The 26,468-nt window shown below is 42.0% G+C and carries 31 protein-coding genes; 2 read left to right on the top strand and 29 right to left on the bottom strand.

Features of this window, described 5'->3' with window-relative positions; translation table 11 throughout:
- Window positions 1-166: 166 nt before the first annotated feature.
- The 4 genes from G601_RS0109365 to G601_RS0109350 all read right to left on the bottom strand — a co-directional run bounded on the left by G601_RS0109365 (window position 167) and on the right by G601_RS0109350 (window position 4,443).
- Complete coding sequence (locus G601_RS0109365) at window positions 167-1,546, bottom strand: sensor domain-containing diguanylate cyclase (protein ID WP_026665181.1); 1,380 nt, start codon at window positions 1,544-1,546, stop codon at window positions 167-169.
- A gap of 153 nt (window positions 1,547-1,699) precedes the next feature.
- Entirely contained in the window at window positions 1,700-2,416 is a 717-nt protein-coding gene (locus G601_RS0109360; protein ID WP_026665180.1) for a sulfite exporter TauE/SafE family protein, read from the bottom strand.
- Between the two features lie 293 nt (window positions 2,417-2,709).
- Window positions 2,710-3,729 (bottom strand): GGGtGRT protein, encoded by a 1,020-nt coding sequence (locus G601_RS0109355; protein WP_026491969.1) that lies wholly within the window; start codon window positions 3,727-3,729, stop codon window positions 2,710-2,712.
- A 21-nt stretch (window positions 3,730-3,750) separates the two neighbouring features.
- Complete coding sequence (locus G601_RS0109350; protein WP_022763478.1) at window positions 3,751-4,443, bottom strand: iron-sulfur cluster assembly scaffold protein; 693 nt, start codon at window positions 4,441-4,443, stop codon at window positions 3,751-3,753.
- Between the two features lie 260 nt (window positions 4,444-4,703).
- On the opposite strand from G601_RS0109350, the gene G601_RS24955 reads away from it, so the two are divergent.
- Entirely contained in the window at window positions 4,704-5,429 is a 726-nt protein-coding gene (locus G601_RS24955; RefSeq protein ID WP_051205709.1) for a histidine phosphatase family protein, read from the top strand.
- Window positions 5,430-5,431: 2 nt separating this feature from the next.
- Here G601_RS24955 and G601_RS0109340 read toward each other — a convergent pair whose 3' ends face one another.
- The 22 genes from G601_RS0109340 to G601_RS0109235 form a co-directional block, all read right to left on the bottom strand.
- Window positions 5,432-5,992 carry a chromate transporter gene (locus G601_RS0109340; protein ID WP_026665179.1) on the bottom strand — a complete coding sequence of 187 codons (561 nt, stop codon included), beginning with the start codon at window positions 5,990-5,992 and terminating at the stop codon, window positions 5,432-5,434.
- The gene (locus tag G601_RS0109335) at window positions 5,989-6,624 is read right to left on the bottom strand and encodes a chromate transporter (RefSeq protein WP_242834402.1); all 636 of its coding nucleotides are present in this window, start codon (window positions 6,622-6,624) and stop codon (window positions 5,989-5,991) included. The genes G601_RS0109340 and G601_RS0109335 overlap by 4 nt, the downstream gene beginning before the upstream one ends.
- Window positions 6,625-6,651: 27 nt before the next feature.
- On the bottom strand, window positions 6,652-7,179 hold the full coding sequence (locus G601_RS0109330; RefSeq protein ID WP_026665177.1) for a GNAT family N-acetyltransferase: 528 nt from the start codon (window positions 7,177-7,179) through the stop codon (window positions 6,652-6,654).
- A gap of 165 nt (window positions 7,180-7,344) precedes the next feature.
- Window positions 7,345-8,658 (bottom strand): ABC transporter substrate-binding protein, encoded by a 1,314-nt coding sequence (locus tag G601_RS0109325; protein ID WP_026665176.1) that lies wholly within the window; start codon window positions 8,656-8,658, stop codon window positions 7,345-7,347.
- Between the two features lie 69 nt (window positions 8,659-8,727).
- Window positions 8,728-9,177 carry a GNAT family N-acetyltransferase gene (locus G601_RS0109320; protein ID WP_026665175.1) on the bottom strand — a complete coding sequence of 150 codons (450 nt, stop codon included), beginning with the start codon at window positions 9,175-9,177 and terminating at the stop codon, window positions 8,728-8,730.
- A 140-nt stretch (window positions 9,178-9,317) separates the two neighbouring features.
- Window positions 9,318-9,977, bottom strand: a complete 660-nt coding sequence (locus tag G601_RS0109315; protein WP_026665174.1) for a DUF6796 family protein — start codon at window positions 9,975-9,977, stop codon at window positions 9,318-9,320.
- Window positions 9,978-10,073: 96 nt separating this feature from the next.
- On the bottom strand, window positions 10,074-10,808 hold the full coding sequence (locus G601_RS0109310) for a nitroreductase family protein (protein ID WP_242834401.1): 735 nt from the start codon (window positions 10,806-10,808) through the stop codon (window positions 10,074-10,076).
- A 53-nt stretch (window positions 10,809-10,861) separates the two neighbouring features.
- Window positions 10,862-11,134 (bottom strand): C-GCAxxG-C-C family protein, encoded by a 273-nt coding sequence (locus G601_RS22695; RefSeq protein WP_155834497.1) that lies wholly within the window; start codon window positions 11,132-11,134, stop codon window positions 10,862-10,864.
- A 6-nt stretch (window positions 11,135-11,140) separates the two neighbouring features.
- Window positions 11,141-11,632 (bottom strand): flavodoxin family protein, encoded by a 492-nt coding sequence (locus tag G601_RS0109300; RefSeq protein ID WP_026665172.1) that lies wholly within the window; start codon window positions 11,630-11,632, stop codon window positions 11,141-11,143.
- On the bottom strand, window positions 11,633-12,043 hold the full coding sequence (locus G601_RS0109295) for a hypothetical protein (protein ID WP_026665171.1): 411 nt from the start codon (window positions 12,041-12,043) through the stop codon (window positions 11,633-11,635).
- Window positions 12,044-12,050: 7 nt separating this feature from the next.
- Window positions 12,051-12,551 (bottom strand): GNAT family N-acetyltransferase, encoded by a 501-nt coding sequence (locus G601_RS0109290; protein WP_026665170.1) that lies wholly within the window; start codon window positions 12,549-12,551, stop codon window positions 12,051-12,053.
- Window positions 12,552-12,553: 2 nt separating this feature from the next.
- Entirely contained in the window at window positions 12,554-13,618 is a 1,065-nt protein-coding gene (locus tag G601_RS27220; RefSeq protein WP_081673468.1) for a DUF3795 domain-containing protein, read from the bottom strand.
- A gap of 159 nt (window positions 13,619-13,777) precedes the next feature.
- Window positions 13,778-13,891: a DUF3781 domain-containing protein gene (locus G601_RS26105; protein ID WP_242830059.1), complete on the bottom strand. Its 114-nt coding sequence runs from the start codon at window positions 13,889-13,891 to the stop codon at window positions 13,778-13,780.
- An 82-nt stretch (window positions 13,892-13,973) separates the two neighbouring features.
- Window positions 13,974-15,374: an MATE family efflux transporter gene (locus tag G601_RS0109275; RefSeq protein ID WP_026665169.1), complete on the bottom strand. Its 1,401-nt coding sequence runs from the start codon at window positions 15,372-15,374 to the stop codon at window positions 13,974-13,976.
- A 192-nt stretch (window positions 15,375-15,566) separates the two neighbouring features.
- On the bottom strand, window positions 15,567-15,983 hold the full coding sequence (locus tag G601_RS0109270) for a YjdF family protein (RefSeq protein ID WP_026665168.1): 417 nt from the start codon (window positions 15,981-15,983) through the stop codon (window positions 15,567-15,569).
- Between the two features lie 10 nt (window positions 15,984-15,993).
- Window positions 15,994-16,836 carry a PrsW family intramembrane metalloprotease gene (locus G601_RS22680; protein WP_081673466.1) on the bottom strand — a complete coding sequence of 281 codons (843 nt, stop codon included), beginning with the start codon at window positions 16,834-16,836 and terminating at the stop codon, window positions 15,994-15,996.
- Between the two features lie 109 nt (window positions 16,837-16,945).
- Window positions 16,946-17,764, bottom strand: a complete 819-nt coding sequence (locus tag G601_RS0109260) for an ABC transporter permease (protein WP_207638038.1) — start codon at window positions 17,762-17,764, stop codon at window positions 16,946-16,948.
- Between the two features lie 11 nt (window positions 17,765-17,775).
- Window positions 17,776-18,498: an ATP-binding cassette domain-containing protein gene (locus G601_RS22675; RefSeq protein WP_051200922.1), complete on the bottom strand. Its 723-nt coding sequence runs from the start codon at window positions 18,496-18,498 to the stop codon at window positions 17,776-17,778.
- Between the two features lie 121 nt (window positions 18,499-18,619).
- Window positions 18,620-19,369, bottom strand: coding sequence for an EFR1 family ferrodoxin (locus G601_RS0109250; RefSeq protein WP_026665166.1), 750 nt, complete (start codon window positions 19,367-19,369; stop codon window positions 18,620-18,622).
- Between the two features lie 257 nt (window positions 19,370-19,626).
- A complete protein-coding gene (locus tag G601_RS22670) occupies window positions 19,627-20,229 on the bottom strand; it encodes an HD domain-containing protein (protein ID WP_035790575.1) in 603 nt (200 codons plus the stop codon).
- A gap of 28 nt (window positions 20,230-20,257) precedes the next feature.
- The gene (locus tag G601_RS22665; RefSeq protein ID WP_242834400.1) at window positions 20,258-21,535 is read right to left on the bottom strand and encodes an MFS transporter; all 1,278 of its coding nucleotides are present in this window, start codon (window positions 21,533-21,535) and stop codon (window positions 20,258-20,260) included.
- Between the two features lie 331 nt (window positions 21,536-21,866).
- Entirely contained in the window at window positions 21,867-23,108 is a 1,242-nt protein-coding gene (locus tag G601_RS0109235) for a S41 family peptidase (RefSeq protein WP_026665165.1), read from the bottom strand.
- A 245-nt stretch (window positions 23,109-23,353) separates the two neighbouring features.
- Here G601_RS0109235 and G601_RS0109230 point away from each other — a divergent pair, with 245 nt between their 5' ends.
- Complete coding sequence (locus G601_RS0109230) at window positions 23,354-23,833, top strand: hypothetical protein (RefSeq protein ID WP_026665164.1); 480 nt, start codon at window positions 23,354-23,356, stop codon at window positions 23,831-23,833.
- A gap of 117 nt (window positions 23,834-23,950) precedes the next feature.
- Here the strand turns inward: G601_RS0109230 and G601_RS0109225 are convergent, their stop codons facing one another.
- The 3 genes from G601_RS0109225 to G601_RS0109215 all read right to left on the bottom strand — a co-directional run bounded on the left by G601_RS0109225 (window position 23,951) and on the right by G601_RS0109215 (window position 26,426).
- Window positions 23,951-25,231, bottom strand: a complete 1,281-nt coding sequence (locus G601_RS0109225; RefSeq protein WP_026665163.1) for a hypothetical protein — start codon at window positions 25,229-25,231, stop codon at window positions 23,951-23,953.
- A 179-nt stretch (window positions 25,232-25,410) separates the two neighbouring features.
- Window positions 25,411-25,680, bottom strand: a complete 270-nt coding sequence (locus G601_RS0109220; RefSeq protein WP_035786228.1) for an acylphosphatase — start codon at window positions 25,678-25,680, stop codon at window positions 25,411-25,413.
- Window positions 25,681-25,742: 62 nt separating this feature from the next.
- A complete protein-coding gene (locus G601_RS0109215; protein ID WP_026665162.1) occupies window positions 25,743-26,426 on the bottom strand; it encodes an MBL fold metallo-hydrolase in 684 nt (227 codons plus the stop codon).
- Between the last annotated feature and the right edge of the window lie 42 nt (window positions 26,427-26,468).

Raw genomic sequence — 26,468 nt, 5'->3', positions numbered from 1 at the left:
GTGCGATGTATCTAGTTTATAGTTTAGGGATTTTCATGTCAATATATAAACGTAGTAAAATTTTTTATAGGAAACTATAAGAACAATTTTTGCAGTAACAATATTAAAATCCTCCGTGAGTGGATACTCTCACGAAGGACTTTTTTAACAATTTTCATAAGCTACTTCAGATTTTCCTAACCCTGAGCTCGGGATGCTCCTTATAGAATTCTTCCTTGTCCTTGTACATGGCAAGGTCGGCATTGCGCATTGCGATTCGTATATCATCTCCGCTTCCGGAATAATGATAGCCGATGGACATCGTTAACTCTGCAGGATATGCGGTCTTTTCACGAAGCCTTCTGACCTTATCCAGGAACACATCCTCTGACAGCTTCGTGCAGATGATGGTGAATTCATCGCCGCCGGCTCTGTAAATCTCATCATCCCCAAATATCTCGGAGATAATGGAGGCCGCGGACCACAGCATCTGATCACCCGCCTCATGACCGTACTTATCATTTATAAACTTAAGTCCGTTCAGGTCAATGAAAATGACACCGTAGGGCCGAAGTCTGAGCTCTGCCTTTGATACAAATTCATCGACACGGATATTCATGGCATTTCTGTTGAACACACCGGTCAGAGTATCGAGATTACTGAGCTCTCTCATCTTTTCCATGAGGTTATTGTTTGCAAGCTCCGCTGCCAGGAAAAATGATGTGTGCTCAAGAAGCTCTTTGATTTCAATGGTTCTGCTGGTATCAAAATTGGTTACATAAAGATAGCCGATTATATTGTTATTCTGGAAAAGCGGAACAAAGCAAATGCTCTTTACGCCTGCTTCCTGTAATGATTTCGCCCATTCAGGATTTCTATCCTCCAGATTTTTCATATCCGCCTCGTCAGTAATAATGAGGCAGTTAGTTTGTTCAATAGTCTTATTCCAGGTTTTAACGACCTCCGGAGGGATTTTTTCTACTCCCTGATCCTGGTCATCGAAGCCATTCTTAGCCTTTCCGGCAATATACTTAAGCCCCTGTGTAAGCTCATCAACGCTTACAACTCTTACACGGTCGGCCTCGCATTTTTCAAACAGCTCCTGTACAACCTCACTTGCTGCCGTGTGGAAGTTTTCTGCAGTTCTGAAAACAGCACAGCTCTTAATTACCGAAGTCGCCGTATCATGACTGATGTTGCCCATTCTCTCAGGATCAGCATTTTCGGTTAACTCATAGGAAAAAATGCAATATCCGATATCATCCCTGTCTGATTCCAGCGGAATATATACCTGTTCCATCCACTTTCCAATGGCCTTAGCCTCAACATATGTATGTATCTGCTTACGCTTTAAGCAAGAGGACGCAACGAAGTGCTCGAACTTTCTCTCCTTTGGAAAAAGCTCAGTATACAGCATTCCGTCATAATAGTTGGGCGGCATGGAATCCTTATAGGCCTTGTTAGCTGCAACAATACGCAGATCGCCTATCTTGTCATCAGGAAGTCTCTCCACGGACAATACGCATGCTATTGTACTTATCGAATTGATCAGTGCTGAAAAATCCATACTTATCACCACCAAAAATGCGATAACAATCCCCTCTGAAATACAGGGCACAGTTATACTCATATCATAAGCTACAATACCATTGTATATGAAATATCGTGAATAAGTACTTAAATAAATATAAACTTTTTGAATATTGCTGATAAAATCGGATCACACATTTTTAATTACAAGCGCAAGACCGGATATAATAAGAAGCACGATCACAAGCTTTTTTACAAGCTTTTCATCAAGAATCGTCGCACTCTTCATCCCTGCAAACACGCCCGCAAGCATAAACGGAATAAGATATACTACAAGCTTAAGTGACTCAAAGGTGATAACTCCGATAGATGCATACATCACTATGCGGAACAGATTCTCAATAATGAAAATCGCGCTGAGATTGGCCTTGAATTCCTCACTTGTGTTGGTGACACGGCTCACGCAGGCTGCCATCAAAACGCCAACTCCGAAGAGTCCGCACATAAGTCCGCCAAGGATTCCCACTAACAAAAGCACAAGCTTTGAATCCTTCATGTGGATCTTGTCATATTCCTTCAGCATCATCTCTATTCCCACAAGTACTACGACAAGGCCGAACAGGATTTTTATGTTGTGGGCATCCACATTCTTAAGAAGGAATGCTCCCGGAATACTTCCAAGAAGTATGAGCAGGATCATCGGCAGAACGATTTTTATATCGAGCTTTTTCCTGTTTTTCCATGTCAGGATACAGTTGGACGGAAAGCCCAGAACCAGCTCAACAGGTGAGATATTTACGTTGTTAACTCCAAAACCAAGGATTGTTGTAAAAACAAGGGTATTGGCAAAGCCGCACAGGCCCTTTATAAAAAATGCTGCAAAAGTAGCTATTATCCACGTTATCATTAGATTTCATTCTTTCTTTGTATCAATTTATAAAAGCGCAACGTGTCTATAATAGAATAATTTTGGGCAAAAGAAAAGCGCCGCGAAATTAAATTTCGCGGCGCTAGTTTTTTTGAATAATACCAGTATCACAAGGAAGTTCAACCTCGACAAGCTCGGCCGAACGGTCTCGCTAACTAGACTCGTAAATACCTCGTCAAGTTATTTAACAAGGTAGTTCGGCTCTCGCACTTCGTGCTCGCCCGAACGGCCTTACTCACTAAGCTCGATAAAACCTCGCTAAGTGACTAAGGTCAAAACTTACCAGCCTTTGCAGCCTCTTCGATAGAAACGGCTGTAGAAACAGTCATACCTACCATCGGGTTGTTACCAGCGCCGATAAGACCCATCATCTCAACGTGTGCAGGAACTGAAGAAGAACCAGCAAACTGAGCATCTGAGTGCATACGACCCATAGTATCTGTCATACCGTAGGAAGCAGGACCTGCTGCCATGTTATCGGGATGAAGTGTACGTCCAGTACCACCACCTGAAGCAACTGAGAAGTACTTCTTACCAGCCTCAGTACGCTCCTTCTTGTAAGTACCAGCAACGGGATGCTGGAATCTTGTAGGATTGGTTGAGTTACCTGTGATAGATACGTCAACGTTCTCCTTCCACATGATAGCAACACCTTCCTGTACATCGTTAGCGCCGTAGCAGTTAACCTTTGCACGAGGTGAATTTGCATCCTTTGAATAGCACTTTCTGAAGACTTCCTCTACCTCACCTGTGAAGTAGTTGTACTTTGTCTCTACATATGTAAAGCCGTTGATACGGGAAATGATCTGTGCAGCGTCTTTTCCAAGACCGTTAAGGATAACGCGAAGAGGCTTTGTACGAACCTTGTTAGCCTTCTCAGCGATACCGATAGCACCCTCAGCAGCAGCGAATGACTCGTGACCTGCAAGGAATGCGAAGCACTCTGTATCCTCTTCAAGAAGCATCTTACCAAGGTTACCATGTCCAAGACCAACCTTACGACGGTCTGCAACAGAACCAGGGATACAGAAAGCCTGAAGACCGATACCGATTGCTGCAGCAGCATCAGCAGCCTTGCGGCAGTTCTTCTTGATTGCGATAGCAGCGCCTACTGTGTAAGCCCACTTAGCATTTTCAAAGCAGATAGGCTGGATGCCCTCGATGAGGCTGTATACATCAATGCCTGCTGCCATTGTGATTTCTTTACATTCTTCGATAGAAGAGATTCCATACTCCTTAAGGCAAGCCAGGATCTGGGGCTCTCTTCTTTCATATGATTCAAATAAAGCCATTATATTTTCCTCCTTACCTTATCACTGTTTTCTAGGATCGATGAATCTGGCTGCATCAGCAACACGGCCATACTGACCCTTAGCCTTCTCGATAGCTGTGTTAGCATCGTCACCAGCCTTGATGAAGTCCATCATCTTTCCGAAGTTAACATACTTATATCCGATGATCTCGTCGTTCTCATCAAGAGCAAGGTCTGTGATATAACCATCTGTAAGCTCAAGATAACGAGGTCCCTTGTCAAGTGTACCATATGTAGTACCAACCATTGAACGTGATCCCTTACCAAGATCCTCAAGGCCAGCACCAATCTGAAGTCCATCCTCTGAGAATGCAGACTGTGTTCTGCCATATACAATCTGAAGGAACAGCTCTCTCATAGCTGTGTTGATAGCGTCACATACAAGGTCTGTATTGAGCGCTTCAAGAACTGTAAGACCGGGAAGAATTTCAGCTGCCATAGCTGCTGAGTGAGTCATACCGGAACATCCGATAGTCTCTACAAGTGCCTCCTGGATGACACCTTCCTTAACGTTAAGGGAAAGCTTACAGCCACCCTGCTGAGGAGCACACCAGCCAATACCATGTGTATAACCGGAAATGTCCTTAATCTCTTTGGACTGAACCCATTTTGCTTCTTCAGGAATGGGAGCAGCACCATGATGTACCCCTTGTGTTACGGGACACATATTTTTTACCTCTGTTGAGTAAATCATAAGTACCTCCTTATTGTTAGTGTATACTATAGCATGATAAATTTTTATCGTTTACTACGCACTACATTTGCATTCTACAAAAAAATGCAGTTTTTATCAAGGATTTATACTTGTTTAGGTTATAAAATAATAATTAATTCCGTTTCCGGAGGGGATTTTTTGATGCTCTGTCGGTACGATGTGCTGTTTCCGATAGCTTTACGTCGGGCTTAGGGGTATAATGATTTCCGATTTATTATAGAAAGAAACAGGTTAAAAATATGAAGATATACATTCTCAGACACGGAACAACTGAATGGAATAACAAGCACCTTATCCAGGGACAGACTGATATCCCGCTGGATGATTTTGGAAAACTCATGGCAAAGGAGACAGGAAAAGGAATAAAAGGAAAGGGAATCACCTTTGATAAAGTATATTCAAGTCCCTTATCAAGATCCTATGAGACTGCAAAAGTAATACTCGAAAACAGCAACAATTCCAAAGCAGCTCAGAACATCATTACCGACGAAAGGCTAAAAGAGCTTCACTTCGGCTTTATGGATGGCGGTAAGGTTGAAGAAATGCAGGCGGATGAAAGCTCGCCCTTTAGATATTTCAAGTCAGCTCCTGATAAATATGAAAATGCCGTTTACGAATGGAAGTATAATAATGAGGGCGCATCAGAATCCCGCACTCAGACTCCCGAGCTTCTTAGTGAGTTATGCTCTCGGGCAAAGAATTTCATGACAGATATAATAGAAGAACTACCGGAGGATTCCTCCGTACTCATAAGCACTCACGGTGCGCTCAGCAAGGCTCTTTTAATGTATATACGCGGTGAGTCGGACCTTGCAAAATTCTGGGGAGACGGCCTTCTTCCAAACTGCGGAATAGCTATAGTCGAGCTTACAATGCATGAAAAAAGCCCTGCCTACACTATCGTAGACAAGGCCGCTACCTTTTATGATGACGAGCTTAAAAAGCAGGCACCAAAGCTTTTATAAATTTATATTCCGTACACTGCAACTCCAATTAGTGCTGATACTATTATCAGCATGATTGGAGTTATTTTCTTTTTTAATACTTTTTCAGAGCCATAGAAAATCACAGCCAGCACTGCTGTAAACATAAATGGGATCATATCTCTCTTTTCAGCAATGGGATATGCACAGTTTTTAATGATCATGTAGCATCCCGTCGCAAGAATTATTCCCATGATACAGGGCTTTAGTCCGCTTAATACAGCCTGAAAATATCTGTTCTGAAGAAGTCTCTTCAAAAGCACCATTATAAGAAGAATTATTATAAATGCAGGAAGTACCACGGCTGCTGTGGCAAGAACCGCTCCGGGAAATCCTGCCTGCTTGCTTCCGACATAGGTCGCAAGATTCACCATTATGGGGCCGGGAGTGCTCTCACTTACTGCTATCATATCCATCACGGCATCTTCGTCCATCCAGCCATAATCCAGAACTACGTCTCTTATAAGTGGTATGGCGCCATAGGCTCCGCCGAATGAAAATAGGCCCACCTTCAAAAATCCTATGAGTAAATCAAGATAAATCATTTCTGCTCACCGCCTTTCCCGGCAGGTGCTCCCTGAACGATGTAGGCAGCAAGTCCTACTGCTCCTGCGATAAGCATCATGCTGATCGATGAAAACTTCCATGAAAAGATATTGATAAGCATCATCACTGTAAAGGAGACGACCATTATCACACAGGGAAGAGCTTTCTTTTTCATTTTTCTGACCATCTTAATCCCCACATCAAGGATAAGGATTCCAACCGCAAGCCTTATTCCCTTAAATGCACTTGCAATCCAGGTGATCTCAAGGAAGTTATCAAGGAATCTGGAAATTGCAAAAATAATCACAAATGAAGGAAGCAACATTCCAAAGGTTGCGGCAATAGCACCCGGCAGGCCACCTTTCCTATAGCCCACAAAGGTAGCGCAGTTAATCGCTATAGGGCCCGGTGTGGATTCCGCAATCACCGTGACATTCATCATCTCTTCGTGAGTGATCCAGTTTTTCTGTTTAACACAGATATTTTCAATTAGGGAAATCATGGCAAGTCCACCACCGAAGGTGAACAGCCCGATTTTTGCAAATGTAATAAATAAAGTAAAAAGCATTATTATGCTGACTCCTCCGGGAAGAAATCCTATCAGTTCCTGAACGCGATCTCTTGGAACCATGCTGGGCTTGGTGTGAACCTCCTCATTTTAAGCTGAAGCCTTACGCCAATCTTCCCTATTCATCACAGAAACATGAGTAATCTCATTCGCTTCATCAGGATATTCTTTTGCAAAATGCATGCCTATCGCTTCTGCCGTCTTGTAGGAGGGCTCGTTAGTGTATTTGCAATACGAATATAGTGACGGATACTCTGTGTTTTTAAAAGCCCAGTCGCGGACTGCTCCGGCAGCTTCCTTGGCGTAGCCCTTGTGCTGGCAGTCCTTGCGGATGTGATAACCGATTTCAGGGAGCATCTCACCCTCTATATTCTGGAGAGTCAGGCCACAGTCGCCGATCATCTCTTCAGTCTCTTTTAAGCATACAGCCCATAGGCCAAAGCCGTTGTCCTTATAACGCTGCATATTGCGTTTGATCCAGTCCCTTACCCTGTCCTCGTCAAAGGTATAGGGGTAATGCTGCATAATATCACGATCTGCCAGAACTGCATAGAGTGCATCAAAATCATCCATATTCATTTCTCGCAAAAATAATCTTTCAGTTTCTAAAATCTTCATATCATATTCTCCTCTTTATGCTATCACCTGAACTATTTTCCACTTTGCATTTTCACTTGAACTATTTATTGAAGCCTCATTTCAAATGCCTTTTTCTGTCAGCCTTCTGAATTCCATTCCAATCCTCCTGGTGATTTCAAGCAGCAGATTTCCATTATCAGACTTTTACCGTATCATGGTCCTTGATACTTCCTGGATTCTGGCAGCTGCGTCCTCCGGAGTGATAGTCCCTTTAGCAAGGTCCTCCAAGGCATCACGAACAACTATATAAAGATCCTCATAAGGTATTATTCTTGATCCGGCAACATTCGACTTTCCGTTTTCAATGATATATTCAAGGTTCTGAATTCCGTCCTCACTAAGCCCCTGGACATTAAGCTCTAAGTCGGTCCTTGATGGCATGTACTCAAGATACTGATTAACCAACAGGTCCTGACCTTCATTAACAAGATAATCCATCCAGCGAAATGCAGCTTCCTTGTTCTTCGACTCAGGATTCATGCAGAGAATCACATCAACAGATGACGTAACCGGTGAAACCTTTCCATTATCATTCCAGTCGATCAGAAAAATATCATGGTCTGCACCTTCACCATTAAAATTCTCATAGGTCTTTTCATCGCTCTGAGTGTACATATTCATGGCCCAGGAACCATTTATAAACATGGGGATACTTCCCTCTCTTTGGAACATATTATTAATGGTATCGTACAGCGGCGTCTTTATAGCCTTGTCCTGAAATACTCCATTGCTGAAGCTGTCCTGCCATATCCTGAGCGACTCTATAATAGGCTCCGTTTCAAAGGATGCCTTACCTTCTATGGCAGCATATAATGCATCAGCGTCACAGTCAGCAGCTATAGACATCCACACATCCTGATTAAGCCATGAATCCTTAGCACCGATTGCAAGTGGATATTGACCGTTTTCACGAAGTATCCCGCAGGTTTCCTGCATTTCTTTGTAGCTCGTTGGCACCTCGCAGCCATATTCCTTTAGCATATTTACATCTGCCCAAAGATAGCCTGCATAGGTCTGTCCCAGCGGAAGCCCGTAGATATCACCATGATCATCGCTTACAGCCTCGATGCATGAACTGAAAAATTTGTCCTGCCAGTCAGATCCCCAGGCCTTCTCACAATACGAAGAAAGCTCTTCCTCAAATGCTCTTGTCGAATCAAAGGTATTACCTGAAGGCACGCCAAAAACATCAGGGCCTTTACCTCCCATCAGTTCTACACGGAGGTGATCCTGATATTCATCGCCTGATCCGACAAATACATATTCAACTTTAATGTCAGGGTTTTCTTTTTCAAAAGAATCTATGATCTTGTAGATTGGACTATCCGGTCCGGTATCGGCCGGATTCCAGGTCTGGAAGGTCACTGTGGTAATTTCATTCTGCGCCTGCCTGCTACACCCCGAAACAATCAGCGGGCACATTGCCATAGCCAAAAGAACAAATACTCCCCTTTTCATAAATATTATTCACGCACTCCTTTTTATCCCTGTTCCGCGAACATTATATTTAAAAGTTTATTGTCCTTTTCATTTTACCAAAACCATACACTCGCTTGAATCCTCAAAACCACATTTTTTATAGAGAGGTCTCCCTGCCTCAGTAGCATCAAGACTGATTTCCGTAGCCCCTTTGTTCCAGGCATCCTCGATGAGCGTGTCCACCATCTTCATCCCAATGCCCTGCTTACGATACTCCTTTGAAGTATACACATTCATAAGGTGAGCCCTCTTACCTGTTGGATGTGAAAATGTCGGCATGATAGTGAAATAGCAGATAGTCGCGCAGCCTATAACCTTCTCCTTGTCCAGCGCAAGAACCGTAGTCTGATTACCCTCAAGGAAGTATTTCCTGCTTTCTTCCACAAAGCTCTCAGCATACTGATAATCAGCATCCAGGGAATTTACTTCCTTTAGCATCTCAAGCCTGCTGCTCATCATGAGATCAATATCTTTTTCATCCGCAATCCTTATTTCCATAACCAGCTCCTCCGCATGTATTCTTTAGGCCAATCCCCAAAGCTCGTAGGGATTGTTCTTTAATTCACTTTTGTCACTGACATTTTTTTAATTTTCCTCACCAAAAATCAACATCTAAACTATTTTCATACACCGATGTATCACAAGCTTAAAAGTGCAAGCACTCCATAGGAGGCCAGTCCCAGGCTTGCTGCGCAGCAGCTTGGCGCATCAATGAATATTTTTAATTTCGTGGCTCTAAGTAGAAAACCAATAAGCTGGAAAGCTACAGGGTTTAGCAGCACACACCACAAAGGCAGAGGTAATGCGCCTTTTATTATGAAGGTCATAACTGCAATAGCCGGGATAATCACAAGCATTGTATATAGCGTAAAAAACGGGACATAAATCTGTCTGAATATAGAATTTATCACTTCTTCAGCGAGTTCCTGATCATTCTTTTTCATAATAACCTGATATATAGTTGGCTGCAGGCACAGGAAAATGTGTATCATAAAGCCGCCCATTGCCCCGCACAAAAATATAATCTTAAGAATCATGGCACTTGTTGAATAATTCCCATCCATCTGCATGAGTGATATAAATCCGCAGGAATACATGGGAACTGCAAACATCGCCAATATCCCTGACAGCACAAATCTAAAATGCGCCATTCTCTCCCATGCACTGTCAATTATTCCCATTTTCCCAAGCTTTTTATTATCCGGTCCCTTGATGTCCAAAAACAGATCAGCTGTTGCACACAGGATTCCTCCGACTATTCCTATAATTCCCAAAACAAATCTTGCTGTATCAGGCACTCCCTGGTCCTCCTTCTATCCCCAACAACTTATCTTTTTGCTTTGCATTCTGAAGGCATATTCCCTTGGCGATGCTCGAATATCAGCTCGTAAAACCTATTCAAGTCTATACTTTGCATTCAGAACATATTCCTTATCTTCGCCGGTATCCGGATATAGTATTTTGTCAAAATTAATACCTCTATGCTCAAGGCAAATATCCATAAAACAGATGAAAATCCCCATATCAATGCAATTATAGAATGAAACCTTATCCGCAGGCATTATTCCTCTTTTGCCGGGCTTCTTGTATCTGTAAACCAATAGCTCGCCATCGTTCTTTACAAGCCATGGTTGAGAATTACATGCACTCGGTGCAAACCTGACAATATCGGTCACACCCGAAATCTGTTCCCCCTCCCATATTTCCTCAATGCTCTTTCTTTTGCTCTTAAACATATCCTTGCGGTACTTAGAGTCATCACTGATCTTTCGGATGGAAAGCATAATAACGAACTCCATATCCTCAAATGGTTCTTCTTTTGTTTTGCCTATTCCGAACCAGAGCGTTCCGATATTTCGAGATACAAGATAAAGATCGAGTTGTTCACCGAGATAGCCTATGTTTTGCAGATAGCCATCTTTCTTTTCGCTGTAAAGCAGAATACAGTATTCTCCGCCTCGCTTGCAGTTAGTCTCCTTTTCAGGAATAATACGAATGGCTGTTTTGATTTCGGGATTCAGGGGAATAAACCCTGAATATGCATCTTGTATATCTTTGAGTTCGTATTCACTGATTGATTCGTTTCCAACATTTCTGAAAACATGAAACGACTTTCTCTTAAATATCATTTCATAAAAGACGTTATTCAACAAAATCACCTCCGTATATCCCAGTTTTGTATTCATTCCTCCAAAACTTCATCAAGTATCCTGACCGCACTTCTGATCATCTCCGGGCAAAGGGTTCGAAAAAGATTCTTCTCCATAATCTTTTCACGCTCATCCGGTTTTGAAAGGTCATACCCCAGCAGTTCTCTGCAAACAACACTGCCGTTCTCACTGATAAACCTGTTCATATACTTCTCAGCCATTGCATAAGCCTTTGCCTTGGTTTCGGCATCGCTGCTTTCCGAATGACCATACAATAATCCCAAAACCATTAGTGCGCCGGACACAGCACCTCACCTTTGCTGTAGTACTTTGCAAAACTCGTTTAGTTTATATTCATTTTCTTCTGAAGGCTTTTCCTTCGGATCTATGAAAATTGCAGTTGCAACAAAGCTGTCAATTCCAATACAATCCTTTAATTTTGAAAAAGCTTTTTTCGCTCCGGCACCGCTCTGACAAGCAAATGCGGCTATGGTTTTACCTTTTAATCCCTCTTTGTTCTCCAAAATGAATGTCCTTAGCGGCGGTGTGAATGTGCCTGCCCATACAGGAAATCCCAAAATAATCTCATCATAAACAGACAAGTCCACATCGTAAGGCTCAAGCTCAGGTTTTTCTGCCATGACCGCACTCTTTCCGCCCCAGAAAAATTTAGAAAAACCACCGGTCTTGTAAGCTTTCCTGGGAACGAGCCTTAATTTATCAGATGAAAGTTCCTTTGCCATTTTATCTGCTATGTACTCTGTGTTACCTTCCAGTGAAAAATAAACAATAATCCTTTGCATTTAATCCTCCTTCAAAACTTCATCTACTTCCAACCAGCCTTTGGCATGATATGCGGAAATAGTAGTTGTATATTCCCCTGTCTTAGGAATTGTTAATTCAAAATCTGCATTCTCACCCTTACCACATTTATCTGCCCGATAAATTGGTGTTTCATCTGTCATCGCAATCATTACATCTGCCTTTCCACCATCGATCTGCCAGGTAACATGCAGTGTTTCTCCTTCATTAAGCATCATGGTCTCCGAGTCAGCTGTATTCATCAAATTAAAGTTCAGATAAAATCTGTTTGGATTCTTCGAACAAACTCTGTCCCCATCAAACCTGACCTGATTATGGATCACATAACAGTATCCGATTATTATCATCAGGACGATAGCTGCAGTTGCTATTAAAGCTGCTTTCTTTTTCATATTTACCTCACAAAGCAGGTCGAACCATTTCAATATCTGTCCACGTTTCACCGCAAATCTCGTATTTTTCGGTAATACCATTTTCGATAAAACCTACAGATTTATAGCAATGGTACGCTTGCTTATTATTATCAAAAACACCAAGGCCTACTTCATCCGCACCATATATTTCATACGCATATTTGAGCCCGATGTTTAGCATCTGTTTTCCATATCCCATGCCTCTTTTTGATGGATCGACGATTACAAATCCAAATCGTACTCTCTTATCATCTTCTCCCGGAATCCTTACAATAAAGAATCCTACAATACCACTATCATCAAAAGCAGTGAAAGGGAAGTAGCTTGTGCTATCCTCTCTTGCAGAAACAACCTCAAGCAATTTATTTTCTGAAACCGGATAGTCTCCCATGATACCTGCTGACCATTTATAAAATTCTTCCGGGCTTCTGGTCCACTTAATTATTTCCTTAGCGTCAGGCGTTCTAAATGGTCTAAGTCTCAACATTTTTATATTCCCCCTCTGTTTTTCTCAAGAATCTTTAGTCCCTCATCCAGATCAAAACCAAGTATTTCCTGGATCTTCTGAAAATCATACTTCTCATGAAGATTATCAAGAGTGGCTGCCAATTCCTTCTTGCCATACTTACGAATGAACAACGCCATCGCTTTCACAGCATTTACATCATTTCCAAGCGAATAAAATCCTGTCTGGCAATCAGCTAAATTATCGCATTCATAGCAGCCATCGAGGCCTTTTTCCTTACAACATGCAGTGTTGGGACATATATGATCAGAGCTGCAGGTTGCGTAGGAGCAGGTGTTATAGGAAGTCCTGCATCCGCCACACCATTCTTTCAGGAAACAATGATTACAGGAAAGGCCACAGTATGCTACAGGATCTACGCCTTTTCTAACTCTCCTGCAAAGTTCGTTCTTAATCCGGCACATTGCTTCGATATGCATGATCCAATGTCTTGAAAAAGGCATCTGAATTAAGCCCTTTACATCTTTTCCACACCAATAATCGATGAGCCAGAAGGCATCTTCATCTTTGCTGACCGAGCCGGTTTCGATTATCCGTTTCCTGTCGTCATCCGAAAACTTCCTCTTCAGGTCTTTGTGTTGTAGCTCTCTCAACAGTATATCTGTGGACTCCATTACAGCCTTGCAATATTCATACAAGACACTCACGTCCAGCTTTGTTGAAAACTCTGCAATCTCCTCGCCTTTCAGTTCATTACCGGTAGTGATGATTGGACTGTTTATCCTATGTAGCCAGTCTTCAGCAAAAAGAATCTGACTGTCCTGACGAATCAGTGTATGCGCCACAATATCCTCAATCCGAAATATGTGCCACATGGAATATGCAAGCGTCTTACTGTGATACCCCTTCGCCCCGGCAAAAGGCATCTGGTAAAATGCTTCTCCAGGATATGTATTCACTATTGATGTTATCTGATCAAAAAGCTCTTCTCTTAGCTCAAGAAGAACTGCAATGCCCTCATCAAAGCTCTCCTTCTTCCCAATGAGAGACTGCATTTTTTTATTTTTATCTGACCATTCCTTATTCATGTCTAACCCTCAACAATGCCTGATTTATACAAACTCAGGATACTGGATTCCATTCTTTTTTCAGAAGTCTATACTCCATATAATAGTTTCAATTATTCTAGTATATAACGTATAACCGACAATCGTTAACTGTTTTTACAATACTCATTCTTTGGCTTCCTAACACCACTCAACAACATCTATCTCACCAAGCCCCAGGTTTCTTCTTATTCTGTCTACGCCCATTTCGGTTGTATGTACTTTTTCTATATTTTCAATCAATATTTTTTCCAAAATTAATTTCCCTTTTCCAATAACAAAAACATTTGCTCCTTTTGTAGCCAGATATCTGTCAACCGGACGGTTACAACGAAAATCATGCAACCTGAGGAACCGTAAGATTATTAAGCCACCGCTCCTTGCGAAGCCAGAAGTGGAATATAATAACCTTCACAAGATCAAGAAGCTTTACTCCAAAGTACATGGTAACAGGTCCCACATTTGTGTATCTTGCAAAAACAAACAGCATCGGCAGCATGACAACAATCGTAATAAATGCATCCGTATACATTCCCATTGCTGTATCGCCTCCGGCTCTTGCTATAGCCTGCTGAGCATTCATGATAACCCATGCAGGCATGAAGAAGGCCAGAAGAATTACCATGCTCTTGCAGATACCTATTGCGCTGGCACTTAATCTGCCAAATACAATCGGAACAATGAATGTCGTTCCGAAGCCCACAAAAGTCATCATAAGGCCCATGACTGCAGCTCCCGATAAGAGCCACTTTTTCTGGATGCGGGCTTCTTCAAGCTTCCCAGTGCCAAGAGTCTTGCCGATGATAACTCCCGTTGCAGAATAAATTCCACCGAAAGCGACGAAGAATAGATTTGCTATCGCAAAGCCTGATGCCATTCCTGATACAACATCTGCTCCGCCTCTACCATTATAGATAGCAGTAGTCACTGTCTCTGAAAGAACCCATACCATCTCGCAGAAAAGAACCAGTGCGCCTTTCTTTGCCATGCGTCCAAAGAGTTTTCCATCAATCCTGAAGAAATCTGTTACCCCAACCATGAAGTCCGGCTTAAGCTTTACATATACTGCAAGGAAGGCTATAAGCTCAACGGTTCTTGCAATTACTGTGGCATAAGCAGCTCCGTTTACACCCATGGCAGGAAGGCCAAAGTGTCCGTAAATGAGCACCCAGTTAAGACATGTATTGATAAGGGTTGCTATAACTGTGATCACAAGGGGAATTTTTACCTTTCCAAGATCACGAAGAGAGCTGGCTATGGCAATAGATATAGTCATCTGGACACCTATAAAAAAACATATCCCTATATAGCTCACGGCTGCGTCAAGAATTGCATCTGCCTGGGTGTTTCCAATCACCATAAGTGACAGTATCTGCCTGGGATATACCCTGCAGACAAGATAGTACGGAATCGCGGCAGCAAGGCCCATGACCAGCTTGAACCTGAAGGCCTGTCCCATGCCCTTTTTATCCTTCGCACCGAAATACTGTGTCATAAAAATACCGCCTGCTGTACAGATCGTATTGACATACACCATAAAAATGAACATGACCTGTCCAGCCACGTTTACTCCTGACATAGCGATATCGCCAAGCCCTGATACCATAAAATTATCAACCAGTGAAACCATGCTCTGTATAAGCTGCTGAAGCATTATCGGTACTGCTATTGACAGAGCTTTTATATAAAATTTTCCTGGGCCAAAAAATCTGTCCCAATGCTTTACTGCTGTAGTCATTTCTATCATTACCTCCTCAAAAAAAGCACATACACTTTTGCTCACATCTAATCTAACACCAAAATAAAAACAGCCCTTCCGTTGCACGGATATAGGTCTGTTTTACACTACTAATGATGCCAGGGGATACCAGGGGACGGGGTTAACGGTCCATTTTTATTTTGGCCCTTCAACCCCGTCCCTATGGTCCATTCAATGTCCTCTATGCTTCTCTTTCTTTTTTTGTTGCTTTAGTTCAAAAAGCCTCAGCTCTTCTGCCTCTTTCAGTTCCCGGCTTTTGGTCTTGCGCTCCAGTTTATTCTGCTCCTGCTGGAGCTTTAATGCCTGCTGGGACTTTGTACCAATACCTTTTTCCAAAACCATTTTCTTTGCGTCACGCTGTAATCTCTTCGGATTCCTTTTCCCTTCCTTAACCACAGTGTCTACAGTAGGGCTGAATTTCAGACGAAAATAGTTCCTGTTTATATATTCCTGTACTTCATAGTCCTTGGGCTCTGTGCCAAAAATCACTTTAGCCACCGATAGCTTCCCATTTTCTGTACGTTCAAAAACACCAACCCAGAAAGGATCATCGAAATACACAGTTAGTTTATTCTTAAGTGTAGCCATTTTTCTATACCTACTTAAGCCTCTGCCCTGTCATGGGGTCAAAGTTCATTCTGGTGGGATCAACATAGTAGGGCTTGCCTGTCGCGGGATCATACTTTATGACTCCTGTGGAATACATATTCTGCACGTATGTTGCTCCCGGATAGCCGCCCTGGAAGAAAGCTGTATCCTCTTTAGAAAGCTTTCTAACCTTCCTGATCGCAACTATGGTAATAACAGCCTCATATACGAAGAATACAAGCAGCAGAATGTCTGACCCTGATGATACGCAGAAATCATAGAATCCATGTAATAAAACAGGAACAATAAGGGCAAGTCTCAAATACCTTCCGCGTAATTTGAGATTGCCCATAACTTCATATCGCTTTGCAAGTCCAAAATAATACCCCATGAAAACTGCATCAATCGCATGTCCAGGTACTGCAAAGATACCTCTCATGATCGCAAGACTAAAGGAGCCTGATGAAAGGTACAGGACATTCTCAAAGGCAGCAAAACCAAGAGATGCAAACACCGCATAAACTATGGCGTCAAAGGTGTAATTAAATGCAGGACTTTTCCATGCTGTTGCCTTTACCACAAAATATTTCCCGAATTCCTCTACGAGCGCTGTCAGTATGAAATTGTCAATTATCAGGTAAAGCAGGCTGTCCGTACCCAGAATCGGAGTAACTATTGCATCTCCCAGCTGTCCAATAATTGCGGCAGCAAATGTAGAGAGTACTCCAAAAATAAAGAGCTTTGCCAATAATCCTATTGGTTCTTTTTCTCTTTTATCAGTTTTATAAATAATTACAAGAAGGATAATTGCCGGAAGGAGCGATAATAAAAACATCATTTTTTCATACCTCATGGTTTGATTTATATGTTAGTCGGGATTTACATCCTCAGTCTATTTTACAATAGATATGACCATTTCGGCATGGTTTTTGTATACGCCAGGGGCCCGGTTTTTATTCCTCTTAAATTGTGTCTCTCTTGGTAAAAATCAGCATTCCCATCACCGAATAGAGAATCAGTCCAATCGTAATGACTACAATAAGATTCATGGAAGGAAAGTCCATTCCCTCATCTCCAAGAACGTTTATCTTGGTTACGATGAGATTTCTTGAAAGAGCATACTTTTCCATAAAGCCTGCAAGTGAAGGTCTCATGGAAACAAGCTTACTTTCAATCATGTTAAGAAGCATTCCATGAAGATTAGCTGATCCAAAAATAGCAAGCATGATAGGAATGATAGTATTTCTGGTAATCTCATAAATAGCCATCATCGCGATTCCAAATACTGTATGAAGGATTACTTCATCAGTAATGAACCTGAAAAGAACCCCCATGCTTTTTATTTCATACATGCCTTCTCCCCTTCCGAGGCTTCCTAGTCTTATTGCCAGAAGTGATCCCAGGAACATGATCAGGGTGTATAAAAATACCACCGGAATCTTTGCCGCAAAAATGTTCTTCTTTTCCCTGCGTGTCGTCAGAAGATTTTTCAAAAAGCCGCTCTTTCTCTCCTGCTCTGTATACACTATCGCAAATATTCCCACCATGATCAGGATATAGCCCGAAGCTGTAAGGCTGGCATAGAGCTGCTCAAAGCTTGTTTCAGCAGTTATATCTTCAGTAGCCACTATGCCAACATGTTCTTCCTCCTGAACAGTCTGCTCATTATCAAACTGAGAAGATGGGTCGGTCTCAAGTCTGGACAGAAGTCCAAATGAAATTACTGTAATTAAAAGCGTTATATAAAAAACTCTTGTTTTAAAAAACCTGTACAGGTTCATTTTTATAAAATTTAGCATGCCTTCTGTCCTTTCATGATTATGTTCAAATAGAATTCCTCGAGAGAATCAGCCTCGTCCATATAGCTGTTCTTTAATTCATCTGCAGTTACCTCTGTTACAAGCTTTCCTTCTGAAATGATTCCGAATACTGTTGCAACCTTCTGAAGCTCACCAAGAAGATGACTAGATATCATGATCGTCATTTTCTTTTCTTCGTTGAGCGCCTTTATAAGCTCTCTCATCTCGATTATTCCCTGAGGATCAAGTCCGTTTATGGGTTCATCAAGTATGAGAAAATCCGGCTTTCCAATAAGCGCCATGCCGATGCCAAGTCTCTGCTTCATTCCAAGAGAAAACTTTCCTGCTTTCTTTTTAGGCTCTCGTGATAATCCTACAAAATCAAGAATGGACCGTATTTCTTCCTCGTCATAGAGTCCCATTGAAATTGCCTTAAGCTTCATATTGTCATAAGCGTTAAGATACCCGTATATTCCGGGGCTTTCAATAAGACATCCGACCTTTCTAAGGTAATGCTCTCCCTCCGCCGTCTCAATCTCACCGGAAGAAGGAGTCGCAAACCCTACCAGCATTTTCATAAGTGTTGTCTTACCTGCTCCATTTGGTCCAATAAGACCGTAAATATCCCCTCTGTTAATGTGAATATTCATATCCTTTACAGCCTCAAAGGAACCATATCGTTTGGTCAGGTTGTTTGTTTCCAAATAACTATTCATTTTGTTCCTTCCTTTCTCTGCTGAAACAGTCATTATTTACAGTATGTAATGTAATACATAAGAAAAGCAGAGCTCCCCTTTTGCACGGATGATGCTCTGCTTTACACTAATATTGTAGAATTCATGAAGTGATTTTTAATTCTTCAAGGCTAACGTGAGGATTTCTATATCTGGCTGAGCTCTTTTCCTTCCTGTGATGAATTGCATTCTGTGGGCAGTTCTGCAGACAGGCTCCGCAGCTTATACAGTTGCTGTCAAATATAGGACTACCTCCTACAATGCTGATATTCTTCATGGGACATAGAGAGACACAGGTTCCGCAGCCCACACAGTCTGCTGAAACACTGATCATGTCCGTAATCCCCACTCCGGTCTCGAACTCGTAATTCTTGAGATGATTCTTAGTCATAAGCTTTTTAAATGGAGAGTCCTCCCTGATAAATCTTTTGTGGTCTGTGATGTCCGCAAGCAGCTCATCTATCTGAGTCTGCTGCTTTTTACTGTCGCCCTTTTGCTTAGCCATGTCTGAAAAGGTTATGCAGTTTTCAGCCATCTTAAGGCGATTGATATAATCAAAGCTTCTGCCATTTTTCGTTCTGATCCCGGAGAGCTGTCCGCATACAGCTCCGGGGAAAAAGCCATAGGTAGCTACGGCAAACAGATATGTTGTCGTAATGGATGTTTTCTCTATGAACTCTACAATAAACGGTGGAACGCAAAGCCCATAAACCGGAAAAACAAGCCCCACTTCTGTATCTTCTGTTTCAAAATTTTCTTCATGGATACATTCCGGTATTGATAGGAGCCTGCCTCCAATACGTTTTGCAACATACAGGCAATTGCCTGTAGAACTAAAGTACAATACTGTCATGATGTGACCTCCTGATTTGAAAAAGTGGACCTGGGGGACGGGGTTCCTGGTCCATTTTTTGGTCCTATAACCCCGTCCCCATAGACCATTTACTTTGATACACCAGCTGTATATCCATTAAACTGTATAGTAACTATAGGCTTTACATAAAAAAACAGACCCGAATTCACTTATTCGGATCTGTTTTACACTGTTTTATATGATATTCTTATCAAGCTCTTCTTCAAAGCTTATAGACCATCTGCCACGCAAGCTCTCTATAATCCTTCATGACAAGCCCTGATACCTCCACTTTCCAGATAATACTCTTCCAGGAAATCCAGCATATACTTATGTCTCTTCTGCGCTATCTCCTTAGCAGCATCAGTGTTCAATTCATCCTTTAAGAGGAGAAGCTTATCATAAAAATGCTGTACGGAATCTGACAACGGTCTTCCAACCTTCCCACCGTACGCGAAGGTTCTGGCGATTCCTATTGCCCCGATAGCATCAAGTCTGTCCGCATCCTGAACAATTTTTCCTTCTGTCGTTGCAGGACTTTTTCCTCTGTTTTGGCTAAATGACACTGAATTTATTATACAGCAAATCTGCTCTATCGTTTCTGAAGGTATTTCGTTCTGTTCCATAAATGACCTGGCATTCATGTTGTTTTCCGTATTGAAAAGCTTGTGGTCATCTGCATCATGTAATAATGCAGAAAGCAGTACTACAAAGCTGTCCGCTTCGGGATATCCTTCGATAATAGCCTTGGCATTATGATATACACGCATCGTATGATCTGCCCCATGGCCATCTGAATTACCCTGAAAAAGCTTATTAACATATTCAATAGCGTCACTGATTATCGTGTCTTTGTTCAATACTCCTCCTTGTTTCTTCCCATGACTATCAGTCTGTATACTTGTACCTTTTCATGATCTGCCCTGAAGTTATGCAGATAACGGTTCCTGTAACTCCAAGAATAAACATCATGAGAGCTGCGCCTGAGCCCTTTCCGGTTCCGAAAAGCATAGTCCAGAACGAGTTGTCTTTATTCATTTCCATAAATGGCTCGCAGATTGTATCAACGAAAAATCCTCCAAGGAAAAGTCCGATGGGAATTGTAAAGAACTGCAGTGTATTTCTGCAGGCATACACTCTTCCCTGAAGCTCTACCGGGATGACATTTCTCATTATTACATTTTGATTGGCAGCCATCAGCGGTACAAATACCCATCCTATGATTTGTCCGATGCACCACAGAACGGGACTTCTTGAAAATGCCAACAGGAAGTTTTCAATTCCCAACGCAAAAAGCATTGTCAGATATATGACTCTGACTCTGTCCTTCGGCTTTGGCAGGATCATTGGTAAGAAGCTTCCTGCTACCATAGCCACGCCTGAACATGCTGTTACAATTCCATACACGCCGTTACCTGCTCTTGGAATTACAAGTGCAGGAAGTACCGCATCAAAAGCGGATGCCGTAAGGTTAACACCTGACATGAACAGAATTACTGTAAGTATCAGTGGTGTTTCCTTAAGGAACTTAAGTCCCTCTTTTGCAAGCTTAAGAACGCTGTCGTTATTGCTCTCACCATCCTGAATCTCGGGAAGTCTGATGTAAAGAAGTAACGCCATAAACGCTATTGCAAAGGTCAGAAGGTCTACAGCTATTACCACATCAAGTCCCGCAAGTACATAAAGTGCCGATGCAATGAGCGGATTACCTATAGAAATGAGGGACCGTGACAATTGCTGGAATCCACTGGTCTTCTGATAATGCTCCTTTGGAACGATCAGTGTGTATGCCACCTCTGAAGCCGGCTGCTGTACAGTATTCATCAGTCCCGAAAAGGCATTGATGACGTACAGATGCCACATAACAAGCGTATCCGTCTTGTATAACACAAATACAATAACCGTTGTTAACGCAGCCAAAAGATCGCATATGAGCATAGTCTTCTTTTTATCGAATTTATCTGTTATCGCTCCAGCGAAAATGCTCATTATGACATAAGGTGCATAGGTACAGATTGTCAGCATAGCTGTGCTAAGTGCTGAACCTGTCTTTTCATACATCCAGAGTGTCAGTGCGAATCCCGTTATGGCACTTCCGAGCTGTGACAGGCTCTGAGTGCTCCAAATTATGTAAAAATCTCTTAATTCCTTTATTCTATTTCTCATTTTACCCTCCATACAAATATGATTTCATTCATTTGCATGGAGCATATACGCTGCAATTGATCATTTTCCCTTCTCCTTGTTTTCCTATTTTCAGTTCTAATACATTATCCGGAAAAAAGCCAACTTCTCACTGAATTTAAGCCTTTTTGCACAGATTTTTCGTATACTTGACACACCCCTTCCAAAGATGTAGTATTGACATTACATCACATAGTTTTTAATACTACATGTAAAGGAGTTAATATGCAGATATCTATCAGAGAACCCGGTAGTGCACTTACTCATTTAGCAGCCATGCTTCTGCCATTTCATCTTCATGTATCAGTTTTTATTATGACGTAATCTCCTCAAGCACAGCTTCGAGCATTACATCCTTCTTTATCTGCTCGGGTGTCCAGGGGATGTACTTATCAACCGGCACGCCTCTCTGAAGAAGTCCCTTGCCATGGTCTATTCTACTGTCCCTGGATGTGGGATACATAAACTGGAAATCATCAAAGCTTACCATGTTGAGGTTAGAGTAATCTGTAATACCGCAGGTGGGGCGTCCCACAACAGTTACTTTTGGTGAAAAGCTCATGGCCTCCACAAAAGCATCTCCTGAAGAACCACAGCCCTCATCGGTCAGAACCCAGACCTTTTCAGGATTGGCCTTACCTATAAGTCCCTTGAACATATCCTCATCTTCATCGACAAAGCCCTTGCCCCTGTTTGCATCAAGATCAGCAAGCATCTTATCTACCATGGGTTTGACATCCTCCGGAACATCATCCCCGAAAAAGCTCTTAAGAAGCTTAAGACGGTCATCACAGTTTCTTTCTGAATAGTTTATCGCAACGGGATATTCAGGCTTAATGTAGTTATCAACAGGCTCTCCTGCAGGAAAGCTATACTCTATAAGAGGTATGAAGCAGCCATCTGCACCGCCGCCGTTACCCCTGACATCAACTATAAGATTTTTACACTTTTCAAGAGATTCCCTGCAATCCTCATAGAGCTTCGCAGTTGCCTGTGCATCCACAAAATCAGCAAATCTGAGGTACAGAGTATCATCCCCGTAGCTCCTGGAATAATACTTTTCTTCCGGCTCAGGCTCTGTATCAAGTACAAGTTCCAGCTCTTCCTTACTGCCATCCTCATGCTCTACAGATATGGTCTTATAGTATTTCAAAAATGCAGGCCACAGTCCTCCCTGTCTCTCCTCGCTTTCATCCATCAGCATGTTCTTTTCACGCTGTGCAACCTCAGAGACAGGCATGGAATCAATAGCTGTGATCTTATCCCCGGGCACAAGTCCTGTACCATTGTTAGCTTTGGTAACGTAGAGCACGTCTCCTTTTCTCATCACGGAAAAGCCCACATATCCACATGCATTGTCAACGAATTTCAAATGTGCCTGAATTTTAAATGTCGACACATAATTCTGAACCAGATGAAGGAACTCCATTCTGTCCATGTCATCGGTTATCTGCTTTTCATATTCCTCAAAATTACCTGCACCAAAATCAGGATATGATGCGGAATCGTTTTTCATAATGCTGACAATTTCTTTAAAAATCTCTGAGTAAGTCATAGAATCCTCCAACAAAACACAATAATCTATATTATATAGGGCTCAATACTTTTTTAAAACATTTTTAATATATATTATGGTCGTTTGATATACTGTAATCATCAATAGTCTTTGGAATCTGAACCTCTATCTTATGCTTACTAAATGTAAGGAGATAAAACATGACGAATTCTTTAGATTTCCCGCATAAATACTCAGTTATAATTAATTGTGATAATTCATACACTTTTGAAGGGGGGATTTTTATGAACAATTTTTTTCGCAAACTTTTTTCAACCACACTAATTTCATGTCTGTCTTTAAGCATGTTCGCATGCGGCTCGCAATCAACGGGGAAGGTTGCTGTCGAAAATGCAGGCACGTTATCATCTGATGATATGCTGCTTATTAACGAGGAAGTTGTTCCGAAGAGCAGTACTCCTGCCGGGGAAGAGGATGACACTCGAAATGTACAGAAATTATCCAATATGGGAATGACTCTTCCTCTTCCTGAGGAATATGTAAATACAAAAGGTTTCATTGAATACCAGGATATAGATCTTAGCGATGAGGGTTTATATTTTGCAACTGCCAGCTATATAGGTATACCCAAAGAGAAATATGATGAAATGGTAAGCGGCGGCATGAGCGCAGAGGATACTGACTATATTCTCACAACTCCTCTCAAGGGAGCACGCATTAATGTCTACGAAAAGAGAATTGACAATCTTCTTGAAAACAGATAAATATTTATAAATTAAAAATCACTTCCTGCAGATGCTCAAAGCAGTGCAGGAAGCGTTTTTTTGCAAATAAGGAGTATTGAAAGGAAATATATATATTTTTGTTTGCCATGTAAGCACTTATGTCACAGGTAACTGATGTCTTGAAAGTTTCTTGGGGAATGGTCCTTCCATGGTAAAAGGAATTCCCAGTTCTTTAAGTACATCGCAGAAAGCATTTATATATTTATCTGTAGACAGCATCTGCATAAAGCAGACAAATATCTTATCGCCCACAGAGGTTACTTCCAGCATCACATGTCCTTCCACAATGGCGGCAAAGGATTCGATATAATCAGCCACTTCACCCCAGTCAAGCTGACCGGTATAGTTCACATAATAGGTTCCGTGCTTGGCTCCTTTTCCTGTGGACGGGTCGTTTTCCTTCATGTATTTTTTCTTGGCTTTAATGCCCTTAATGCCATCAAGCTTTTCATACAGCCCAAGCTTTCCCCGTATCTCTCTGGTACTTACGGTAGGATCTGTCTGTAGTATTATCTGCCCTCTTGTCATTGTTCCAAGCTTTTCCATATCCATCTTGAGCTGTTCTCTTGTGTAATCTATATGGATGTGGCTTAAGACATCGCAATGCGCATTCCCCATACCGATATTGGCAGACAGGTTATGGGCCATTTCTCCGCCTATAGCAGCGACCTTTGCAGGAAGCAGTCCATCCAACGCCTTTGCAACAGCAACCAGGAAAAAGGCTGCTACGCTGGAATCGGTTCCTTTGGCATAGGTCATGATATCCTTTTGATTAAAGGTGAGAAGACGATAATTATCATTTCTTGCAAAGGGATTAAGTAGTGCATTCAGGTAATCAAAAATCAAAACATGAGGGTTCTTGCTGGCATACTCATAAATGGGCTCATCCTTTGGAAGCATATCCAGCGTGGGTTCATCCATCTCGCCATCAAGAAGCGGCTCCCCGGGTTTTCTGATGGACGGAGCGTTGGGCTCTACTCCATACTTATCTGCCACATACTGCCAGAGCGTTGTCATGATCCATGGCTGTAATCCGCGACCTCCGCACATGGTATGTGAGATATTAAAATAAATATCCTTTCCATCGCACTCCAGAAACAACAGATGACCATTTGCCTCCTTGCTTCCAAGTAGCGGAGTTTTATCTCCCATGGGAAGCACGGCGACCTCTTTATCATTTGGTACGCGCACGTAAGAGCCGCTTTCATCGACTTCGACCTTCACGGCAAAATATGGATATCTTTTTATGGCTTTGTTGGCAGCCACTCTCAGGACATCAATATCAACAGGTTCCTTCATTCTTAGCTTTGCCCTTACAACAAAGGCAAATCTAGACTCATCTTTGTATAACGGATATGTATCAAAGCTGTATTTCATTGTCGGCCTCCCTCTCATGAGTCATCGTTTGTTTATGTTACAGCTATAAAAGTCCTCCCTTTTCTCCTGTCTGTATTCTTTTGACTTTTTTGGAAGTAGTCTTTTCAAATGATGCTAAGCTCTTTCATATTCTTTTGTATCCCCCTCAAGAAACATATCTGTGTTTGTCTAATTTTAATTTAGTAGTCGACCTTAAAGCTTCGCTCATCGGGCTCCAATTCGAGCTTATTCTTATCTATTCTGTCTATTTCTATAAATCTTCCACGGCCAATCTGCTGGATGAACATATCAATATCCTCGTCCCGTCCCTGAACCTCGCAGGTAACAGAGCCGTCATATTCATTCCTGACGTAGCCGGTCAGTCTGTACATATTAGCAGCATGCAGGGCCGTGTATCTAAAACCAACTCCCTGAACTCTGCCGTAGAATTTTAATCTGTATCTTTTCATAATCCCAATATACTATGGTAATGTGTGTCGGACAATACCATCATGCTCCAAAGTGCTAACTATTAAATTCCTGCTGTCAGATCAGCCAGCGTGTCTGACGTTTCAACAGGAACCCAGTGACCCTCAACGCATATCTCCGGACTAATCTCTTTTATGTTATCAGCAAGCTTTCTGCAAAGCTCCTCACTTTTATTTCCTGTAAAGAAATCGTCTCCTGCGCAGTCTCCAATGAAAAGCACCTTATCCTCGCATACATAAATAAGTGTGGAATCATCTGTGTGGGGCGCCGGTGTTTCCATAAGCTTTACATGGATGCCGCCAAGATCAAGCTCCATGCTGCCTTTAAATATCATGTCAGATAAAGTTACTACTACAGGGGTGTTCCCTGCATATTCATGTCTTATACTTTCATGGAGTGAGAGGAACTCCCCGGGACCATTCTTCTCTATTTTTTCCTTCCATGCTGCAAGGTATTCATTTGTCTTTTCATTGGAAATACATAGTCCATTTACTGCGTGCATGCCGAAGGTGTGATCCCAATGCCAGTGTGTAAGAACTGTAAGGCTTGGCAATGGCAGATTTTCTTTTTGTAAAAGGGTATAAAACTCCTTCGTGTGATCCTCTGAATGTCCCGCATCAATTGCAAGGCTCCAGTTATCACCCTTTACATAGCCAAGATTCGGTCTGTCTCTTTCTGTTTCAAATGGCATGTACCATATATGCTCGGTCAGTCTCTTTAATTCCATATTAAGTGCTATGCCCCCTTTAAATATTATCTATAGCCTTAG

The organism is Butyrivibrio sp. FC2001, assembly GCF_000424125.1.
Classification (GTDB): domain Bacteria; phylum Bacillota; class Clostridia; order Lachnospirales; family Lachnospiraceae; genus Butyrivibrio.
This window is presented reverse-complemented; position numbering and strand designations above follow the sequence as displayed.

Excerpts from the sequence above, each read along its gene's own strand:
- G601_RS0109325 (WP_026665176.1), bottom strand. The coding sequence starts at position 8,658 with ATGAAAAGGGGAGTATTTGTTCTTTTGGCTATGGCAATGTGCCCGCTG.
- G601_RS0109225 (WP_026665163.1), bottom strand. The coding sequence starts at position 25,231 with ATGAAATACAGCTTTGATACATATCCGTTATACAAAGATGAGTCTAGA.
- G601_RS24955 (WP_051205709.1), top strand. The coding sequence starts at position 4,704 with ATGAAGATATACATTCTCAGACACGGAACAACTGAATGGAATAACAAG.
- G601_RS0109295 (WP_026665171.1), bottom strand. The coding sequence starts at position 12,043 with ATGAAAAAGAAAGCAGCTTTAATAGCAACTGCAGCTATCGTCCTGATG.
- G601_RS0109275 (WP_026665169.1), bottom strand. The coding sequence starts at position 15,374 with ATGACTACAGCAGTAAAGCATTGGGACAGATTTTTTGGCCCAGGAAAA.
- G601_RS0109310 (WP_242834401.1), bottom strand. The coding sequence starts at position 10,808 with ATGATATTTAAGAGAAAGTCGTTTCATGTTTTCAGAAATGTTGGAAAC.
- G601_RS22675 (WP_051200922.1), bottom strand. The coding sequence starts at position 18,498 with ATGAATAGTTATTTGGAAACAAACAACCTGACCAAACGATATGGTTCC.
- G601_RS0109360 (WP_026665180.1), bottom strand. The coding sequence starts at position 2,416 with ATGATAACGTGGATAATAGCTACTTTTGCAGCATTTTTTATAAAGGGC.
- G601_RS0109335 (WP_242834402.1), bottom strand. The coding sequence starts at position 6,624 with ATGGTTCCAAGAGATCGCGTTCAGGAACTGATAGGATTTCTTCCCGGA.
- G601_RS0109270 (WP_026665168.1), bottom strand. The coding sequence starts at position 15,983 with ATGGCTACACTTAAGAATAAACTAACTGTGTATTTCGATGATCCTTTC.
- G601_RS0109230 (WP_026665164.1), top strand. The coding sequence starts at position 23,354 with ATGAACAATTTTTTTCGCAAACTTTTTTCAACCACACTAATTTCATGT.
- G601_RS22665 (WP_242834400.1), bottom strand. The coding sequence starts at position 21,535 with ATGAGAAATAGAATAAAGGAATTAAGAGATTTTTACATAATTTGGAGC.
- G601_RS0109215 (WP_026665162.1), bottom strand. The coding sequence starts at position 26,426 with ATGGAATTAAAGAGACTGACCGAGCATATATGGTACATGCCATTTGAA.
- G601_RS0109235 (WP_026665165.1), bottom strand. The coding sequence starts at position 23,108 with ATGACTTACTCAGAGATTTTTAAAGAAATTGTCAGCATTATGAAAAAC.
- G601_RS0109260 (WP_207638038.1), bottom strand. The coding sequence starts at position 17,764 with ATGAACCTGTACAGGTTTTTTAAAACAAGAGTTTTTTATATAACGCTT.
- G601_RS0109340 (WP_026665179.1), bottom strand. The coding sequence starts at position 5,992 with ATGATTTATCTTGATTTACTCATAGGATTTTTGAAGGTGGGCCTATTT.
- G601_RS0109355 (WP_026491969.1), bottom strand. The coding sequence starts at position 3,729 with ATGGCTTTATTTGAATCATATGAAAGAAGAGAGCCCCAGATCCTGGCT.
- G601_RS0109330 (WP_026665177.1), bottom strand. The coding sequence starts at position 7,179 with ATGAAGATTTTAGAAACTGAAAGATTATTTTTGCGAGAAATGAATATG.
- G601_RS0109220 (WP_035786228.1), bottom strand. The coding sequence starts at position 25,680 with ATGAAAAGATACAGATTAAAATTCTACGGCAGAGTTCAGGGAGTTGGT.
- G601_RS0109365 (WP_026665181.1), bottom strand. The coding sequence starts at position 1,546 with ATGGATTTTTCAGCACTGATCAATTCGATAAGTACAATAGCATGCGTA.
- G601_RS0109250 (WP_026665166.1), bottom strand. The coding sequence starts at position 19,369 with ATGACAGTATTGTACTTTAGTTCTACAGGCAATTGCCTGTATGTTGCA.
- G601_RS22680 (WP_081673466.1), bottom strand. The coding sequence starts at position 16,836 with ATGAGGTATGAAAAAATGATGTTTTTATTATCGCTCCTTCCGGCAATT.
- G601_RS0109300 (WP_026665172.1), bottom strand. The coding sequence starts at position 11,632 with ATGCAAAGGATTATTGTTTATTTTTCACTGGAAGGTAACACAGAGTAC.
- G601_RS0109290 (WP_026665170.1), bottom strand. The coding sequence starts at position 12,551 with ATGTTGAGACTTAGACCATTTAGAACGCCTGACGCTAAGGAAATAATT.
- G601_RS27220 (WP_081673468.1), bottom strand. The coding sequence starts at position 13,618 with ATGAATAAGGAATGGTCAGATAAAAATAAAAAAATGCAGTCTCTCATT.
- G601_RS0109350 (WP_022763478.1), bottom strand. The coding sequence starts at position 4,443 with ATGATTTACTCAACAGAGGTAAAAAATATGTGTCCCGTAACACAAGGG.
- G601_RS0109320 (WP_026665175.1), bottom strand. The coding sequence starts at position 9,177 with ATGGAAATAAGGATTGCGGATGAAAAAGATATTGATCTCATGATGAGC.